Origin of the sequence: Bacillus sp. SORGH_AS_0510, from assembly GCF_030818775.1 — a bacterium.
Taxonomy (GTDB): Bacteria; Bacillota; Bacilli; order Bacillales; family Cytobacillaceae; genus Neobacillus.
In genome coordinates this window covers 1,319,361-1,335,453 of sequence record NZ_JAUTAU010000001.1, presented here as the reverse complement: position 1 = coordinate 1,335,453, position 16,093 = coordinate 1,319,361, and the positions used below count along the sequence as shown (strand labels likewise).

At 41.1% G+C, this 16,093-nt stretch carries 14 protein-coding genes and 2 pseudogenes; 5 read left to right on the top strand and 11 right to left on the bottom strand.

Features of this window, described 5'->3' with window-relative positions:
• Positions 1 to 8: 8 nt before the first annotated feature.
• From QE429_RS06705 to QE429_RS06690, 4 genes are all read right to left on the bottom strand, one after another.
• The gene (locus tag QE429_RS06705; RefSeq protein WP_307285492.1) at positions 9 to 365 is read right to left on the bottom strand and encodes an arsenate reductase family protein; all 357 of its coding nucleotides are present in this window, start codon (positions 363 to 365) and stop codon (positions 9 to 11) included.
• Between the two features lie 206 nt (positions 366 to 571).
• The gene (locus tag QE429_RS06700) at positions 572 to 2,356 is read right to left on the bottom strand and encodes an acyl-CoA dehydrogenase family protein (protein ID WP_307285489.1); all 1,785 of its coding nucleotides are present in this window, start codon (positions 2,354 to 2,356) and stop codon (positions 572 to 574) included.
• A gap of 64 nt (positions 2,357 to 2,420) precedes the next feature.
• Positions 2,421 to 3,596: an acetyl-CoA C-acetyltransferase gene (locus tag QE429_RS06695; protein ID WP_307285487.1), complete on the bottom strand. Its 1,176-nt coding sequence runs from the start codon at positions 3,594 to 3,596 to the stop codon at positions 2,421 to 2,423.
• A 44-nt stretch (positions 3,597 to 3,640) separates the two neighbouring features.
• A complete protein-coding gene (locus tag QE429_RS06690) occupies positions 3,641 to 6,025 on the bottom strand; it encodes a 3-hydroxyacyl-CoA dehydrogenase/enoyl-CoA hydratase family protein (protein WP_307285485.1) in 2,385 nt (794 codons plus the stop codon).
• Between the two features lie 210 nt (positions 6,026 to 6,235).
• On the opposite strand from QE429_RS06690, the gene QE429_RS06685 reads away from it, so the two are divergent.
• From QE429_RS06685 to QE429_RS06675, 3 genes are all read left to right on the top strand, one after another.
• Entirely contained in the window at positions 6,236 to 6,367 is a 132-nt protein-coding gene (locus QE429_RS06685) for a YuzL family protein (protein WP_307285483.1), read from the top strand.
• Positions 6,368 to 6,648: 281 nt separating this feature from the next.
• Positions 6,649 to 6,927, top strand: a complete 279-nt coding sequence (locus tag QE429_RS06680; protein WP_307285480.1) for a hypothetical protein — start codon at positions 6,649 to 6,651, stop codon at positions 6,925 to 6,927.
• Between the two features lie 142 nt (positions 6,928 to 7,069).
• Entirely contained in the window at positions 7,070 to 7,420 is a 351-nt protein-coding gene (locus QE429_RS06675) for a spore coat protein (protein ID WP_307285476.1), read from the top strand.
• A 42-nt stretch (positions 7,421 to 7,462) separates the two neighbouring features.
• Here the strand turns inward: QE429_RS06675 and QE429_RS06670 are convergent, their stop codons facing one another.
• The 5 genes and pseudogenes from QE429_RS06670 to QE429_RS06650 all read right to left on the bottom strand — a co-directional run bounded on the left by QE429_RS06670 (position 7,463) and on the right by QE429_RS06650 (position 11,376).
• A complete protein-coding gene (locus QE429_RS06670; RefSeq protein ID WP_307285473.1) occupies positions 7,463 to 7,714 on the bottom strand; it encodes a DUF2573 family protein in 252 nt (83 codons plus the stop codon).
• Positions 7,671 to 8,471: a siderophore-iron reductase FhuF gene (gene fhuF, locus QE429_RS06665; protein WP_307285470.1), complete on the bottom strand. Its 801-nt coding sequence runs from the start codon at positions 8,469 to 8,471 to the stop codon at positions 7,671 to 7,673. Before fhuF ends, QE429_RS06670 begins: the two co-directional genes overlap by 44 nt.
• A pseudogene (locus QE429_RS06660) lies at positions 8,464 to 9,284 on the bottom strand (ABC transporter ATP-binding protein). Before QE429_RS06660 ends, fhuF begins: the two are co-directional and overlap by 8 nt.
• A gap of 35 nt (positions 9,285 to 9,319) precedes the next feature.
• Positions 9,320 to 10,375 carry a FecCD family ABC transporter permease gene (locus QE429_RS06655; RefSeq protein WP_307285468.1) on the bottom strand — a complete coding sequence of 352 codons (1,056 nt, stop codon included), beginning with the start codon at positions 10,373 to 10,375 and terminating at the stop codon, positions 9,320 to 9,322.
• On the bottom strand, positions 10,372 to 11,376 hold the full coding sequence (locus tag QE429_RS06650; protein WP_307285465.1) for a FecCD family ABC transporter permease: 1,005 nt from the start codon (positions 11,374 to 11,376) through the stop codon (positions 10,372 to 10,374). The genes QE429_RS06655 and QE429_RS06650 overlap by 4 nt, the downstream gene beginning before the upstream one ends.
• A gap of 246 nt (positions 11,377 to 11,622) precedes the next feature.
• On the opposite strand from QE429_RS06650, the gene QE429_RS06645 reads away from it, so the two are divergent.
• Entirely contained in the window at positions 11,623 to 12,591 is a 969-nt protein-coding gene (locus QE429_RS06645; protein WP_307285462.1) for an ABC transporter substrate-binding protein, read from the top strand.
• Between the two features lie 244 nt (positions 12,592 to 12,835).
• Here the strand turns inward: QE429_RS06645 and QE429_RS06640 are convergent.
• Positions 12,836 to 14,007, bottom strand: a pseudogene (locus QE429_RS06640) (FtsW/RodA/SpoVE family cell cycle protein).
• 270 nt (positions 14,008 to 14,277) lie between these two features.
• A complete protein-coding gene (locus QE429_RS06635; protein WP_307285460.1) occupies positions 14,278 to 15,039 on the bottom strand; it encodes a DUF4931 domain-containing protein in 762 nt (253 codons plus the stop codon).
• A gap of 184 nt (positions 15,040 to 15,223) precedes the next feature.
• Between QE429_RS06635 and QE429_RS06630 the strand changes: the two genes are divergently transcribed.
• Positions 15,224 to 16,006, top strand: coding sequence for an undecaprenyl-diphosphate phosphatase (locus QE429_RS06630; protein ID WP_307285458.1), 783 nt, complete (start codon positions 15,224 to 15,226; stop codon positions 16,004 to 16,006).
• Positions 16,007 to 16,093 lie beyond the last annotated feature (87 nt).

The following is a 16,093-nucleotide window of genomic DNA, read 5'->3' as shown; positions in this document are numbered from 1 at the left end:
AGAGCGGGTTATAACCACATTTTTTCATACTCTTCTTCTTTAAAGCCTACGGTGACTCGTTCGCCATCCGTCAAAATCGGCCGTTTGATTAACATCCCATCGGAAGCGAGTAATGCTAGCAGTTCTTCCTCTGTGGCAGTCTTCATCTTATCCTTTATCCCTAATTCACGATATTTCATACCGCTTGTATTAAAGAATTTTTTTAGTTCAAGACCACTTTTTTCATAAAGATCCTGCAATTGCTCACGAGTTGGGGGATGTTCCACAATATGTACTTCTTCATAGGAAAGATGATGGGCATCCAGCCATTTTTTTGCGTTTCGACATGTGCCGCATTTTGGATACCAGTAAAAAGTAAGAGACAAAAGTTTCACCGCCTTTTCCCACTAATTCAAATGACGCACAAACGTCATTTGAATATTATCATAACGTTTTTCAAAATCCTAATGCAAAAAATATGTACCAAAATTAAGATTCGACTAATTTCGTAAATACTCCTGCTTTTTCTACGATAATTTTATAAAAAAATATGGGCTCCCTTCAAACATAAAGGGAACCCTTAAAAGTTAGATTAAACAATATAACGTTCTGCTTCAATAATTACGTCTGCTGCTTCACGTTTTTTCGCTACCACGTTGATCGGCGTATGGCGAGTAAATTTGCGAAGAGATGACAGCATCATGCGTAAAGTATCTCCATGTTCAACGGCAACAAGTGTTTCTTTTGCATCTGCCTCAATTTTATTAAATGCTTCTTGGCAGAAGATTTGTGTGTAAAGAAGCTTTTGCTTGCTCTTTTCCACGCCGTCTTTTGCAATCGCTTTTTCTGTACGTAACACGGCAGATTCCATAGCATAAGCATTAGATACGATATCTGCAATGTTAACGAAGATTTCTTGCTCTTTTTCAATGGCTTTGCCATATTTTTGTGCGGCTAAACCAGCTGCAAGCAAGCCGATTTTCTTTGCATTTTTCACTAAATATTTCTCTTGTGCTAGCGGCTCATCACCTGGCTCTTCAGGCATAAGCATCATTAGTTCCTCTTGAAGGGCCATGGCCTTTTGGAATAATGGAAGCTCACCCTTCATTGCTTTACGGAGATAAGTGCCAAGCACTAACAAGCGGTTGATTTCGTTTGTACCTTCGAAGATACGGTTAATACGAGAATCACGGTATGCTCTCTCAATTGGATATTCCTGCATGAATCCATAACCACCATGGATTTGAACGCCTTCATCTACTACATAATCTAGCACTTCACTGTTAAAGAATTTATTCAATGAACACTCAATGGCATACTCAGCAATAGAATTAGCTACTTTTTTAATATCTTTCGCTTCTTCATCAGTGAGCTTTCCTTGGTTATCTTCATATAAGCCAATTGTACGGTAAACAGCACTTTCTGCTGCATAAATTTTGGATGCCATTGTACCAAATTTCTCTTTTGTTAAGTTAAATTGAGAGATTGGCGTTTTAAATTGCTTACGTCCGTTTGCGTATTTTACTGTCATTTCAAAGGCGTTCTTAGAACCGCCTACACCTCCGACAGCTAACTTGTAGCGGCCGATATTTAAGATATTAAAGGCAATTACATGACCTTTACCAAATTCACCCAATAGGTTTTCTACCGGTACAGGAACATCTTCTAGAATTAGGGTACGAGTGGAAGAACTCTTAATCCCCATCTTCTTCTCTTCAGCGCCTGTGGAAACGCCAGGGAATTCTCTTTCAACAATAAATGCAGTGAAGTGTTCGCCATCTACTTTTGCATACACGACAAATACATCGGCAAAGCCTGCGTTTGTAATCCATTGCTTTTCACCGTTTAGGATATAGTGTGTGCCTTCTGCATTTAGTTTTGCTGTTGTTTTTGCACCAAGGGCATCGGAACCTGAACCTGGCTCAGTTAATGCATAGGCAGCAAGCTTTTCACCTGAAGCAAGGCCAGGTAAATATTTGCCTTTTTGATCATCATTGCCGAATAAAACGATAGGTAATGAACCAATACCTACATGGGCACCATAGGACAGGGAGAATCCGCCCGCTTTTGACATTTTTTCAGTGATTAGTGAAGAAGTTATTTTATCTAGACCTAGACCATCAAATTCTTCTGGTACGTCAGCTGCTAATAGACCCAGTTCACCCATTTCCTTAAGAAGCTTTACTGTACGATCAAACTCATGGTTTTCTAAGTGTTCAATTTGTGGAAGTACTTTGTTTTCCACAAAGTCCTCTGCTGTTTTAGCAATCATTTTGTGCTCATCTGTAAAATCCTCTGGTGTAAACACCTGATTATAGGAAACATCCTCAATTAAAAAGCTTCCGCCTTTAATAATTTTTTCTGTTTGGTTTGCCATCTCTATTCCTCCTAATCTTTGAGTTAAGTAGCCAGGGGCTCGGTTCCCTGCCCCCTGATTTTTTTTACAAGAGTTCGAATACTCCGGCAGCTCCCATTCCGCCGCCGATACACATCGTTACTACACCGAATTGCTCATTTCTGCGCTTTAATTCGTGGATTAGTGAAAGTGTCAATTTTGCACCTGTACATCCGAGTGGATGTCCAAGGGCAATTGCGCCTCCATTTACGTTCACAATCTCTTCATTTAAGCCTAGTTCACGAATAACTTGTAAGGATTGGGAAGCGAAGGCTTCATTCAATTCGAACAGATTAATATCAGATAACTCTAATCCAGCAAGCTTTACTGCTTTTGGAATAGCAACCACAGGGCCGACACCCATGATTTCAGGTGGGACACCGCCAACTGCAAAGGACCTGAATTTGGCTAATGGCTTCAAACCAAGGGATTCCGCTTTTTCACGGTCCATGACCATCAATGCGGCAGCTCCGTCACTTGTTTGTGAAGCATTTCCAGCAGTAACTGATCCTGTTACAGAAAAGGCAGGGCGCAGTTTACCTAAAGTTTCAAGATTTGTCTCTGGACGAACGCCCTCATCCTGTGAAAACTTCACTGTTTTTTCAATAAGTTTATTATCATGTCCAACAGTACGAATGGTCACATCCACTGGTACGATTTCATCGACGAATTTCCCTTCAGCAATTGCTTTGGCTGCTCGTTGATGACTTCTTACGGCAAAAGCATCCTGGTCTTCACGGCTAATGCCATATTTCTTTGCCACTTCTTCTGCTGTATGGCCCATACCCATATAATATTGCGGAGCCGTTTCCGCAAGCTTGATGTTTGGTCGAACCACATGCCCCATCATAGGAATCATGCTCATTGACTCCGCTCCTCCTGCGATGGCTGTGTCGATTTGACCAGTCATAATTCCCTGGGCTGCATAAGCAACCGCTTGTAGCCCTGAGGAACAAAAGCGATTGATTGTGATTGCAGGAACTGTGTGTGGTAGACCAGCAAGTGCTCCGATATTACGGGCCATGTTATTGCCTTGTTCTGCTTCCGGCATGGCACATCCTATGATTAAATCGTCAATATTTCCTTCATAATTACCTGCACGCTTTAATGTTTCTCTTACTACCAATGCTCCCAAATCATCAGGACGAACATGGGCAAGCGTTCCTTTCTTTGCCTTACCTACCGGGGTTCTGGCTCCGGCCACGATTACCGCTTCTCTCATGCAAGTTCCCTCACTTTCTATCAAATTAGAAGAATATAAAATCCTTAGTTACGTAATGGTTTACCTTTCACCAGCATGTGCTGCATACGCTGTTGTGATTTTGGCTCTGCGATTAGACTTAAGAATGCTTCTCTTTCTAAATCTAATAGGTATTGCTCATCTACTTCCGTTCCAAATGGGACTCTTCCGCCAGCAATGACATAGGCAATTTTTTTGGCGATTTTTAAATCATGCTCGGAGATATAGCCAGATAGACGCATTGCTTCTGCACCTAATAAAAGGGTTGCATAACCCGTTTCACCGACCACAGGAACCTTTCTACGAACTCTCGGCTTATAGCCCTGCTCGTGTAGGGCAATAACTGCTTGCTTTGCATCATACAAGAGGTGATCTCCATTAAAGCTGATGCCATCCGAGGAGTCTAAGAAATTCGTTTCGCGGGCTTCCTCCGCAGATGTTGAAACTTTAGCCATGGCAATGGTTTCGAATACTTTATTTGCAACGTTCTGCAGATCAAACGGAACACCGCTTGGAAGATTTTCTAAGTGCTTAATATATAGCTCTTTGTTACCTCCACCGCCTGGAAGCAAGCCGACACCAACTTCGACAAGTCCCATATAGGTTTCTGATGAAGCTTGAATATGTGCAGTTGGAAGACAAACCTCTGCACCGCCGCCAAGCGTCATACCAAATGGTGCTGCAACAATTGGCTTCGAGCTATATTTCACTTTTAATAACGCGCTATGGAGGTGACGAACCACTAAATCAAGCTCATAGATATTGTCATCCTGTGCTTCCATCAGCATCATGGCAAGGTTTGCTCCAACGCAGAAGTTTTTACCTTGGTTACCGATAACAAGACCCTTATAATTCTTCTCTACCTCATCTACCGCAAAATTGATCATTTGGACGATATCAAGACCAATGGCATTATTCGGTGAATGGAATTCAAGAAGAGCAACACCGTCGCCAATGTCAATTAAGCTTGCACCGCTGTTCTTTTTAATGACACCTTTTTGTTGTTTAACCTTTTTAAGATCTATTACCTTCGGATTAAATTCTACTAAGCGGTATTGACCATTGTGATAGAAAAATGTCTCCCCATTTTCCTCAATATAGAAGGAGCTAAAGCCCTTTTCTAACATTTCAGTCACCCATAGAGGTACTTCGATTCCTTCTTCCTGCATCTTGTTAACTGATTTTTCAACACCAATCGCATCCCATGTTTCAAACGGTCCTTTATCCCAACCAAAGCCCCATTTCATTGCACGGTCAATAGCTACGATATCATCGGCAATTTCACCTAAAAGCTTCGCAGAGTATACGAGTGATTGCTTGGTGGTATTCCATAAGAATTGTCCAGCCTTATCATTTGCGAAAACAAGCGCTTTCAATTTGTTCCCTGAGCCTTTTTCCTGTTTTGCCAGCTCAACCGATGGAGTAGAAAGTTTTTTTCGTGGTCCGTACTCCAAGGTATTTGGGTCTAACTCAAGAATTTCTTTTCCTTTTTTCAAGAAAAACCCTTGTCCGGACTTGCTGCCAAGCCAGCCTTTTTCCACCATTGTTTTAAGAAATGCAGGAATTTCAAATACTTCTTTCTCATGACCATCTACTTTTTCGTAAACATTGTTGGCTACGTGATAGAAGGTATCTAAACCGACGACATCCAAGGTACGGAAGGTTGCACTCTTCGCGCGGCCAATCAGCGGGCCGGTGATTGAATCAACTTCTCCAACACTTAAACCGCCTTTTAACATTTCTTGAACAGTGACTAAAAGACCGTACGTACCGATGCGGTTTGCAATAAAGTTAGGTGTATCCTTTGCAACAACCACGCCTTTTCCAAGTACATCCTCACCAAATGTTTTCATAAAGGAAAGAATTTCTGGATCAGTGTACTGAGTTGGTATGATTTCGAGTAATTTTAAATAACGAGGTGGATTAAAGAAATGGGTTCCTAAGAAATGCTTTTGGAAATCTTCTGAACGCCCTTCAACCATTGCCTCTACAGAAATACCTGATGTATTGGAGCTAATAATACTTCCAGGTTTACGGAACTGGTCTACTTTTTCAAATACCTGCTGTTTTACCTTTAAGTTCTCAACGACTACTTCAATCACCCAATCTACGTCTTTTAATTTCACTAAATCGTCTTCCAAGTTACCAGCTTCAATGAGAGCAAGGTTTTTCTTTGCAGTTAGTGGGGCCGGCTTTTGCTTTAGCAGCTTTTGAATAGCGGTCGCACTAATTCGGTTGCGCACCTGTTTATCTTGTAATGTGAGTCCTTTTGCTTCTTCTTCTTTTGTCAATTCACGTGGGACGATATCCAATAAAAGTGTAGGAATTCCGATGTTCGCTAGATGCGCTGCAATCCCCGAACCCATGACTCCTGATCCTAGGACAGCTGCTTTCTTAATTAATTGGTTCAACACTGTCTCCCCCTTCAAACTTTGAATGAATACTCATTCATTTTTTAGTCAAAAAAAATTCATTACTGAATGAGTTTTGTTACTATTTACTATAAAATATTTCGAAAATTTGTGCAATCAATAATAGCGGAAAATTGAAATTTTTTTGAACACTTGTTTATCCTTACATAATTTCTAATCACTGGGCATCCTAATCATGAGGTGATAAAGATGGCGAAAATGAAGAAAAACCCTTCAAAAGCTGGAGTTAGTGCCGCCAGTGTCAAAGGTAACGGCGGACCAGGAAACGAAGAAGCCCACTTAGATAAAAAAAACAGCCAGAACAATCAATTTAAAAGGTAGGCTTTGTAGAGAACATTGTTGATTCTTATCCCCTGTTGATTGGAGCGGAAGGCACGAAGACTCCTCGAAAATGCTATCGCATTTCCTTCGTGCGTGGGCGAATTCAAGATGCAATTCAATGTCCTGTGGGAGTATGGTTCAGGGGAGACCCCGCAGGCGCTTGCGCCGAGGAGGCTCGCCGAAACACCCACCGAAAGCGAAGTGCCTGAAGCGGAAATCAACAGACAAAATCAACAGAACAATAAGGTAAGTAATTAAACAAACTAATAGGAGGGATCTTTATGCAGCAGCAAAATATGAACATGCAAAATCAACAAGCAACCATGCAACAACCTCCAGGTGTCGTATCCACAAAAGATGCTCTATATTTAACAGATATGATGTCATGGAACCTACTTTCTTCGAAAAAAGCCCATTTCTTTGCCAGTCAGTGTCAAGACCCTGAGATTAAGGCAGAAGCAGAAAAGGTTTGCCAAATGCATGAGCGTCACTACCAACAGCTTCTAGGCCACCTAGGCATGCATTCTAATCAACAACAACCATTAAATAATATGCAATAAAGAAAAGCGGAAGCGCCTTGGTCATCCCCGAAAGGCAAATGTTCTTTGACAAGAAAAGTCCGCCTTTTGACTTTTTTTGCCGAAGGTTATTTGACCCGAGGGGCTAGGCGCTGGAGCTAGACAAAAAAGGAGGAAAGCTACCATGAACCAAAACCAGCAAAAAATTCAAAACCCTGAATCTCAAGTACCTAAAACACCACAAATGAACGACCGTGATTTTATTAATGATATTCTCTCAACGGAAAAATACATGACTACCGCTTATACAATGGCACTGCATGAAGCAAGCCATGAAGGATTATATCAGGATGTTATGCAAATTTTCACTGAGACACAACAGTGTCAGCGTGATCTTTATGATCTAATGTTTAGAAAAGGCTGGTATTCAATTGAAGCTGCCGATCAACAAAAGCTTCAGCAATCCTACCAGCAGTTCCAAGGTTATACCAACCAACTGCCACAGCATGGCGGCGGAAATAACACAATGCAATAAGTAAAAAACCCGAAGGCGACGCCTCCGGGTTTCTTTATGTACTTATTGAACAGATTTCCGGTGCTGTTCGTTCATTTGTTTGATTTCACCAATAATCAGTTTCATTTCCTCTTTTGCCTCTGGGTAAAGTTCATTCCAATGCTTTGCTAAAGCAGGCATGGACTTCGCAATATGGGTATACAAAGCCCACGCCCTCACCTTTTCCTTTGTCTCTTCATTGGATTCTCCTACCAAAAGTTCGCTATACTTCTCAACCAAAGCTTCGAACTGCTGAGCAAATACTTTCTCCTCCATCGTTACACCTTCCGTCCTTACCCAAATGCGCACATGGGCATATTTTGCAGCGTTTACCTTCTGGTAACTGATAAGAAAAACAACAAGTCTTTCTCAAACGAATCTCCTCATTCGATTCCTCCTCGTACCTTTTTTCACCATAATATCTTTGAAGAGGATTGATATCGTATGTGCCGAATAGGGACCCCTCTGCTTCAAAAATTAAACAGCGAAAATCATCTGCAACATTACTATTCTCGTTCTCTTTCAATTCCTTTTCATAGAGCCAAAATAGGTATACAACAATATTTTCCCACAGAATGGATTTAGATATCCCCACAGCTTTTTCTATTGCAGTAATGATTGGATCAATGTTGTTCACAAATAGGTCCTTCATCACACTTGCACGCCATACGTCCCGGTCCTCCCCATTCCAATCCCTTGCTGTCAGCTCTTTTAACGAAAAGGATGGGAGCCACGGTTCCCCCTCTTTGGGTATTTCCATTGTAATGTTTTCGAGGGAGATATTCAGACTTTTATTCCAGACGGTCATGCTATATAGAGCCATCACCGGTAAAAAGGCATATCTTTTAATAAAAATAGATCCTGCTACTTTTAATGAAGGTGCACCAATAGTAAGTGCTACATTGGCAAGTAAATGTTGAACGAACGTTTCGTCATATAGCTTGGCAACAGGAAAGGAATCCCCCTCGTTACTGCCGTTCAGCCTGTATTTTTTTAATACTTGAAGTTCGTTCGAAGTCAGCTGTCTATCCATTCATCACCACCGCCTTATCGATAATACATCTTCCCCTGCCATAAGGAATGCATAATGGAGTCCCAAATAACGGGTCCATTGTTACCTCACAGTCCATTCCGAACACATTCTTCACCAGACTGCAATTGATCACGTGCTCCGGCTTCCCTTCTGCATATACCTTTTTATCCTTTATTGCCACTATATTATGAGCGTAGCGGCAGGCTAAATTAAGATCATGAAGCACCATCACAACGGTCCGCTTTTTCTTTTCATTTAATTCAAATAGTAAATCGAGGATTTCGATTTGATGCGTCATATCGAGATAGGTGGTTGGCTCGTCTAAAAGGATCACTTCTGTATCTTGAGCCAATGTCATGGCAATCCAAGCACGCTGTCTTTGCCCACCGGAAAGCGAGTCTACCGTTCTTTCCTTTAACTCCTCTAACCGCGTCGCTCTCAAGGCTTCGTTCACCTTTTTCTCATCCTCTTCTGACCATTGTTTTAACCATGATTGATGAGGATAACGTCCCTGTTTTACAAGTTGGAGAACTGTAAGCCCTTCTGGAGCAGATGGGGAGACTGTGGTAAAATGGCCATCTTTTTGGCTACTTCCTTGGTAGAAAGTTTGGCAATTGCTTTTCCTTCGAGCAACACACTACCGGTGGTTGGCTTTAATAGACGTGCGATGGAACGAAGAAGTGTTGACTTTCCGCAGCCATTTGCTCCAATAAAAACGGTGATCTCACCCTTTGGAATCGTCAATTCCAACTCATCAATAATGAGTGTGTCTCCATATGAAAGTGATAAACCCTTCGTTTCAATCGCATTCATCTCGTGCCAGCTCCTTTTTTCACGTTTATCTTGCCTTATGCATTTCTTGTTTTAAAAAGTAAATAAATAAAGTACGGTGCACCAATACCCGCTGTAAACACTCCTGCAGGTACCTCCAGAGGTGAAAACATCGTTCTTCCTATCAAATCTGCTGCCATCACAAGGATCCCGCCAATTAGTGCGGAAGCTGGAAGCAATGCACCAAAGGAAGAGCCTACTAAGCGTCTAGCCATATGTGGTGCCATTAAACCAACAAAGCCAATTCCGCCTGCAAAGGCAACAGAGCTTCCGATCAATGCTGTACTAATCATTAATAAGAGGAAACGTTGTTTTTGAACCTTGCCGCCTAATCCAGTCGCCACTTCGTCGCCAAGTTCCTGAATATTAATGGTTCTCGCTGCCAAGAACGCAATGATGAGAAACAAGACCGTCCACGGTACTAATGTTGCAACGTTTTTCCAGTTTGACCCGTAAACTGTACCGGTAATCCATATGTTTGCCTGACTCGCCTGGTAGATAGGTCCCATAATCATCATTAATGTAGTTAATGCCTGCATCAACGTAGAAATACCTATTCCGATTAAAACGAGGCGAATAGGTGAAACCCCATTTTTCCAAGCAAGGAAGTATACTAAGAACGCTACAATTCCAGCACCCAAAAAGGCAGCCAATGGAAGCCATGCAATACTGACGGTTAAGGCATTATTTTTATCACTAAAGAAGGCTAAAAAGCCAACCACTGCAACGGCTGCTCCCCCAGTAATCCCCAGAACATCTGGTGAGGCTAATGGATTCCGAATCATTCCTTGTAATATTCCACCGGCAACCGCTAATGAAATCCCAACCATTAAGGCAACTATAATTCTTGGCAATCGAAAGGAGGTAATAATAAGCTTTTCCATTTCAGGGCCGCCGCCAAATAATACTTGTACAACTGTTAACGGGTTGATTTTCATTTCCCCTGTCCCCGTACTAATAACAAAAACGATGAAGGTGGTTATAAGCAGAATGGCAAAAATCATAACTGCTTTCTTATCAATTAAAAAAGAAACTTTATCTTTAAATAACCGGAGGTTTCTATATTTGCTCATCGTGCATTAAACCCCCTTCTCGCAATAAAAATAAAGAACGGAGTTCCAATAACTGCCGTCATCACACCGACAGGCACTTCTGATGGCATTAAAATGTATCGTGCAGCAATATCTGCTGCTAATAAAAGAATAGCTCCTAAAATAGCAGATAAGGGAATGACCCAGCGATGATCAATTCCAATAATAGAGCGTGTGATATGAGGAACAACAATTCCCACAAACCCAATCGGACCAGCAACGGCAACAGAACCGCCTGCTAGTAAGATGACAATCACACCGATAGCCACTTTGATAAGCCCTGTATTCAGCCCAAGTCCCTTAGCTACATCTTCCCCCATGGACAGGATATTCATTTTTCCAGAAATGAGCACGGCTCCTAACCAGCCAATCCCAATATAAGGCAAAACAGAGTATAAGGTCTCTAACTTTCTTCCTTGAACCGAACCCGCCAGCCAAAACAGTACCTGCTCCAATGCCGCTTCATCCACCACAAGCAAGCCTTGTGTAAAGGAAGAAAACATGGCGGACATCGCGGCTCCTGCTAAGGTAAGCTTCATCGGTGTTAACCCTTCTCTGCCAAAGGAACCGATCGCATAAACACTCACTGCGGCAACGGCTGCACCTAAGAAGGCCAATCCGTTAAAAGCTTGGAGATCAGTCACAGAAAATACCGTAATAGCAACTACAACAGCAAATCCAGCTCCTGCATTAATGCCAAAAATCCCTGGTGATGCCAATGGATTTTTGGTTAGCGTTTGCATAAGAACCCCGGCAATTGCTAGGCTTGCCCCTACAGCAGAAGCAATGAGTGCTCTCGGAAATCTAACAGTTTGAATAATAATATGTTCGTTCGACCCATTATAATTCGTATAGGACTCAATCGCTGTCCGCCAGCTCGTATCTGTATAACCTAATATGACACTGGCACACATTAATAACAGCATGAGCAGAATTGCCGTAATGAGACCTACCCACTTTAATGATGTAGTTTTTAACAGCATGTGCTTAAAACCCTTCTAACATCTTTATAGTCTTAATTAATTCAAGTCTATCTCTAAATGATAATGATTGTCAATGACTATGAAAATCATTTTCATTTACCTTTTATTGTTGTTCACAAATTCGTAATTGATTTTGAAAATCATTTTCAATTAAATCGTTGACATCTTCCTTTTGTTCATTTTATGATAAGGGTGTCATTGAAAATGATTATCATTTACATTTACTTAAGGAGGATGTTTATACATATGAAAATGACAAAATCTATATTATCTATTTTCTCACTCCTAGCCATTTTCTTACTGGCAGCTTGTGGGGGGACAGAGGAAAAGACAACCGAAAAGAAAGAAGCACCGAAGACGGCTACTGAAAAAAGCTATACAGTAGAACATGCCATGGGATCGACAACGATCAAAGGTACACCTAAGCGTGTAGTTATTCTTACAAACGAAGGAACAGAAGCCCTATTATCAATGGGAGTTACTCCTGTTGGTGCCGTTAAGTCTTGGACTGGTGATCCTTGGTATGAGCATATTGCGGATCAATTAAAAGACACAAAAGTTGTGGGTACAGAAAGTGAAGTAAACGTGGAAGCAATTGCTGCGCTTAAGCCGGATTTAATTATCGGTAATAAAATGCGTCAAGAGAAAATTTATGAGCAGTTAAGTGCGATTGCACCGACTGTTTTTGCCGAAACATTACGCGGTGACTGGAAGACAAACTTTAGTCTATATGCAAAGGCTGTTAATAAAGTTGATAAAGGTAATGAAGTATTAGAAACGTATAACGGTCGTATTGCTGACATTAAGGAAAAACTTGGCGATAAGAAGAATATGAAGGTATCTATGGTTCGTTTTATGTCTGGTGAAGTTCGCATTTACCATAAGGATACCTTCTCTGGTGTAATCTTAAATGATCTTGGATTTGCTCGCCCTGAGAGCCAAAACGTGGATGATTTTGCAGAAAAGAATGTAACGAAAGAACGTATTCCTGCAATGGATGGAGATATCCTCTTCTACTTCACTTATGATACCGGGGATGGAAAAGGCAATACGCTTGCGAAAGAATGGCTTGCTGATCCATTATTCAAAAACCTTGAAGTAGCTAAGAAAGGCGAAGTTCACGAAGTAAACGATGCAATCTGGAACACTGCCGGCGGTGTTCTGGCAGCTAACCTTATGCTTGATGATGTTGAGAAGATTTTCTTAAAAAAATAAGGTAAAGTTTGGGCCGCCATGAATATAGGCGGTCTTTTTCATTGTAATTTATTGTGGGGTGTTAGGAGATTCCGCCAACTTTTGTATTTTTCCCGCCGACTTGGGCCGGAATTCCGCCAACTTCTCCATTTTTTCCGCCAACTTGGGCTGAAATTCTGCCAACTTCTCCATTTTTTCCGCCAAACCCTATTTTGGGACCAACAAAAAAGAGAGCAGGGCTCCGATGGCCCCGCTCTCTTCTCTATTACGCTGTAGTTGAGAACATGTATTTTTTATAATGGTATCGAATGGAGAAGATTAAGCCCAGTCCGAGCATATTCCCCATAAGGGCACTACCTCCATAGCTGATGAACGGTAATGGAATACCCGTAATCGGCAGGACACCTATCGTCATTCCAATATTTTGAAATACGTGGAAGGTAATCATACTGATTACTTCCTACACAGATATAGGTATAAAAGTTATTCTTCGTTTCCATTCCAACCTTTGTAATGTGATAAATCAATAAGAAGAATAAACTGATTAACACACTCGCACCGATAAATCCATATTCCTCACCAACGACACTAAAAATGAAATCGGTTTGACTTTCCGGCAGGTACACTTCACGGTTCCCCGTTCCTTTTCCACCTGTCTGCCCTGACCCAATCGCGAGTAGGGATTTAGTCAGCTGATAGGCGTCTGAGCCTTGGTAACTATAAGGGTCAAGCCAAGAATAAATCCGATTAAATTGATACTGTTTAACACCTAGATATTTTTCAAGCAAGTCTGGGTTCCACAATACAAAGTAAAAGATCGTCCCTATGAGCAAGACACCAGCTGAAAACATCGGCGTAAGCAATTTCCAAGAAATTCCCGAAATAAAAATCATACCTAATAAAATGGCAAGGAAAACAAGTGATGTTCCTAAGTCCTGTTTAATAATTAGGATCAGAGGGTCCCATTGTTACCAATCCCAGTTTAAGCAACAGCCAGAAATCTGATTGCATCGTTTTAATTAGATTTTTGTGATGGTGGTCCTCAATCGTTCGAGAAAGCGCCAAAATAATAAAAATTTTAACAAACTCTGACGGCTGGATGGTCCCCATTCCCGGAACCTTAAACCAGTTTTTCGCTCCATTAATAACAGGGGCAATACTTGGAGGTGCGATAATCAGGAAGGCAAGAAGAAAAATTCCGAACCCATACGCATACCAGGTAAGTTTCCGCAATTGATCAGAATCAAGTGTCATGACACTCGCGATGATCCCCCCGCCGACAACGTACCAAATGATTTGTTTTAGTAAGAAATTCTCCTTATATTGACCGCTTGCTTGAGCACTATAAATGGCTAAACAGCTGGCTAGAAAAAGTAATATTAATATAAAAACGAGATTATAATCAAGTTTAGAAGTTGTATTTTTGTTTGAAGTCATGCTAGGTCTCCACCTTATATTAAAACTTGTCCATTCCTCCATTATATTTTTAAAAACGACAAATCACAACTTCTAAACGACAATGGTTTTATTTACATACTATTTTCCTACATATTAAGAAAAGCGGAAGCGCCTTGGTCAGCCCCGACAGGCAAATGTTCTTCGGCAAGAAAAGTCCGCCTTTTGACTTTTCTTGCCGAAGGTTATTTGACCCGAGGGGCTAGGCGTTGAGCTGGACAATTCTCAAAGTCGAATTTTATTCTTTCTTAATTATGTAAAATAAATTCGTTTTACCTCGTCTGCCATCCAATCTAGATTGCTTGGTACTTGTGGTATGCCGTAACCAATATAGAGTGGCGTGGTGACAAAACGCGAGACAACCTTGGCATAGATTTTATCGTCAATATGATGAAAAAAGATGTTGTAGCTTGTCGCCTTAAAAGGAAAGTGATTGAGGATATAATGGACCGCCATTTGCAGATATTCCGAAAATGCTTCCTGATAGCTGGAATCTTTCATTTCCATATTAAACTCATAAAATCCGACACGAGGCTTGGTCGAAAGCGTGAACTTAGTCCCTTCTTCTTCTGCTATCACAAGCCCTTCAAACATTTCATGCGTCACTTTTTCCCTATAATCAATATCATTTAGTCCTACAATTTGCATATGCGGGTGTGCTAATGTTCCACCTGATAATGGACCATGATTTTTGAAAAAAATAACCGACCGATAGCGCCCGCTTTCCTCCATTTCTAACCAGTGCTTCAGTCCAAACTTAATTAAGCGGTGCAAATGATCCTTTGAATAAGTAGAGAGCTCTCCCTGACAATCGTCCGTTTCGATTAAAACGGTCTGGTAGGCATTTTCTAAAACAGGATATTTATTTTTTAATAGAATGATGGGGCCATCCACTGCAATAAGGTCCGTCAGCTGGTCACGTTCGCAAAAAGGACATGCCTGTTGTTTGTTCCGAATATTTTCTGGCTTCTTGACTCCGATAGACGTATTGAAATGAAGATGTGTATTTTCCAAACGCGTTTCTCCTCTCGAACGGGTATGTTTCTATTTTATGGGAGTCGGCCCTTCATTTGCACATAATTTGTTTGGTTCCTTGAGATTTTATGCGTATCAATAAAAGTGGATTTCATGAACCAACTGTTTGCTGCATATCTTTTTAACGTACAAGCTTATTAATAATAGAAATGAGAGGGGACTTATGTTAACAAAACTGGAAGCACTTATTCTCGGGATCATTCAAGGGTTGACTGAATTTCTACCTATTAGCAGTACAGGACATCTCTATTTGGGAAGGAACTTATTTGGATTACAGGAAGCTGGACTATTGCTCGACACAATGCTTCATATCGGTACCTTACTAGCAGTTTTTGTTTTTTATAAAAATGAATTTATAAAAATCATTAAAAACCCTTTTAGTAAATTAACCTTTTTGTTGATCGTCGGGACCATACCAGCAGTTATTTTTGGGCTTGCATTTAAAGATTATATTGATGAAATCTCCAAGACGGGGGTGACCATAGGTTGGGAATTCCTTTTAACAGGGCTATTCCTGTGGTTCGCTGATTCAGTGAAAAATGGTTATAAAAAGATGGATGATATTAGCTACAAGGATGCATTCATCATTGGTACATTTCAGGCAGTGGCTATTCTGCCAGCTATTTCCCGTTCAGGAATGACGATTGTTGCTGCTCTTTGGCGAAAGCTCGACCGTGAGACAGCTGCATACTTTTCTTTCCTTTTATCGACACCTGCTATTGCTGGCGCGATTGTCTTGCAGACGAAGGACTTATTGGATGGCCAAGGTGAAACCATATCTTTATCAGCCCTGTTGGTCGGCATTATTTCCTCTGCGATCTTCGGGTATATTGCCGTTAAATGGATGATCGGTTATTTGAAAAAGAAATCCTTAAAGCCGTTTGCAATCTATGTGTGGGCACTGGGAGTTATCGTGTTATTTTTCCAATTTACAGGGAAGTTTTAATCAGGGAAAGTAACAGTAAAGCGAGGCTACTTCAACTTTCACCCGTTTTTTTGAAGGAAAAGGAAACGTATAGGATGCCTACTTCTA

Bases quoted from the DNA above. Each gene is read 5' to 3' on its own strand.
- fhuF (WP_307285470.1), bottom strand. From the start codon at position 8,471: ATGGATAGACAGCTGACTTCGAACGAACTTCAAGTATTAAAAAAATAC.
- QE429_RS06655 (WP_307285468.1), bottom strand. From the start codon at position 10,375: ATGAGCAAATATAGAAACCTCCGGTTATTTAAAGATAAAGTTTCTTTT.
- QE429_RS06695 (WP_307285487.1), bottom strand. From the start codon at position 3,596: ATGAGAGAAGCGGTAATCGTGGCCGGAGCCAGAACCCCGGTAGGTAAG.
- QE429_RS06630 (WP_307285458.1), top strand. From the start codon at position 15,224: ATGTTAACAAAACTGGAAGCACTTATTCTCGGGATCATTCAAGGGTTG.
- QE429_RS06670 (WP_307285473.1), bottom strand. From the start codon at position 7,714: ATGGAGGAGAAAGTATTTGCTCAGCAGTTCGAAGCTTTGGTTGAGAAG.
- QE429_RS06645 (WP_307285462.1), top strand. From the start codon at position 11,623: ATGAAAATGACAAAATCTATATTATCTATTTTCTCACTCCTAGCCATT.
- QE429_RS06700 (WP_307285489.1), bottom strand. From the start codon at position 2,356: ATGGCAAACCAAACAGAAAAAATTATTAAAGGCGGAAGCTTTTTAATT.
- QE429_RS06680 (WP_307285480.1), top strand. From the start codon at position 6,649: ATGCAGCAGCAAAATATGAACATGCAAAATCAACAAGCAACCATGCAA.
- QE429_RS06650 (WP_307285465.1), bottom strand. From the start codon at position 11,376: ATGCTGTTAAAAACTACATCATTAAAGTGGGTAGGTCTCATTACGGCA.
- QE429_RS06685 (WP_307285483.1), top strand. From the start codon at position 6,236: ATGGCGAAAATGAAGAAAAACCCTTCAAAAGCTGGAGTTAGTGCCGCC.
- QE429_RS06675 (WP_307285476.1), top strand. From the start codon at position 7,070: ATGAACCAAAACCAGCAAAAAATTCAAAACCCTGAATCTCAAGTACCT.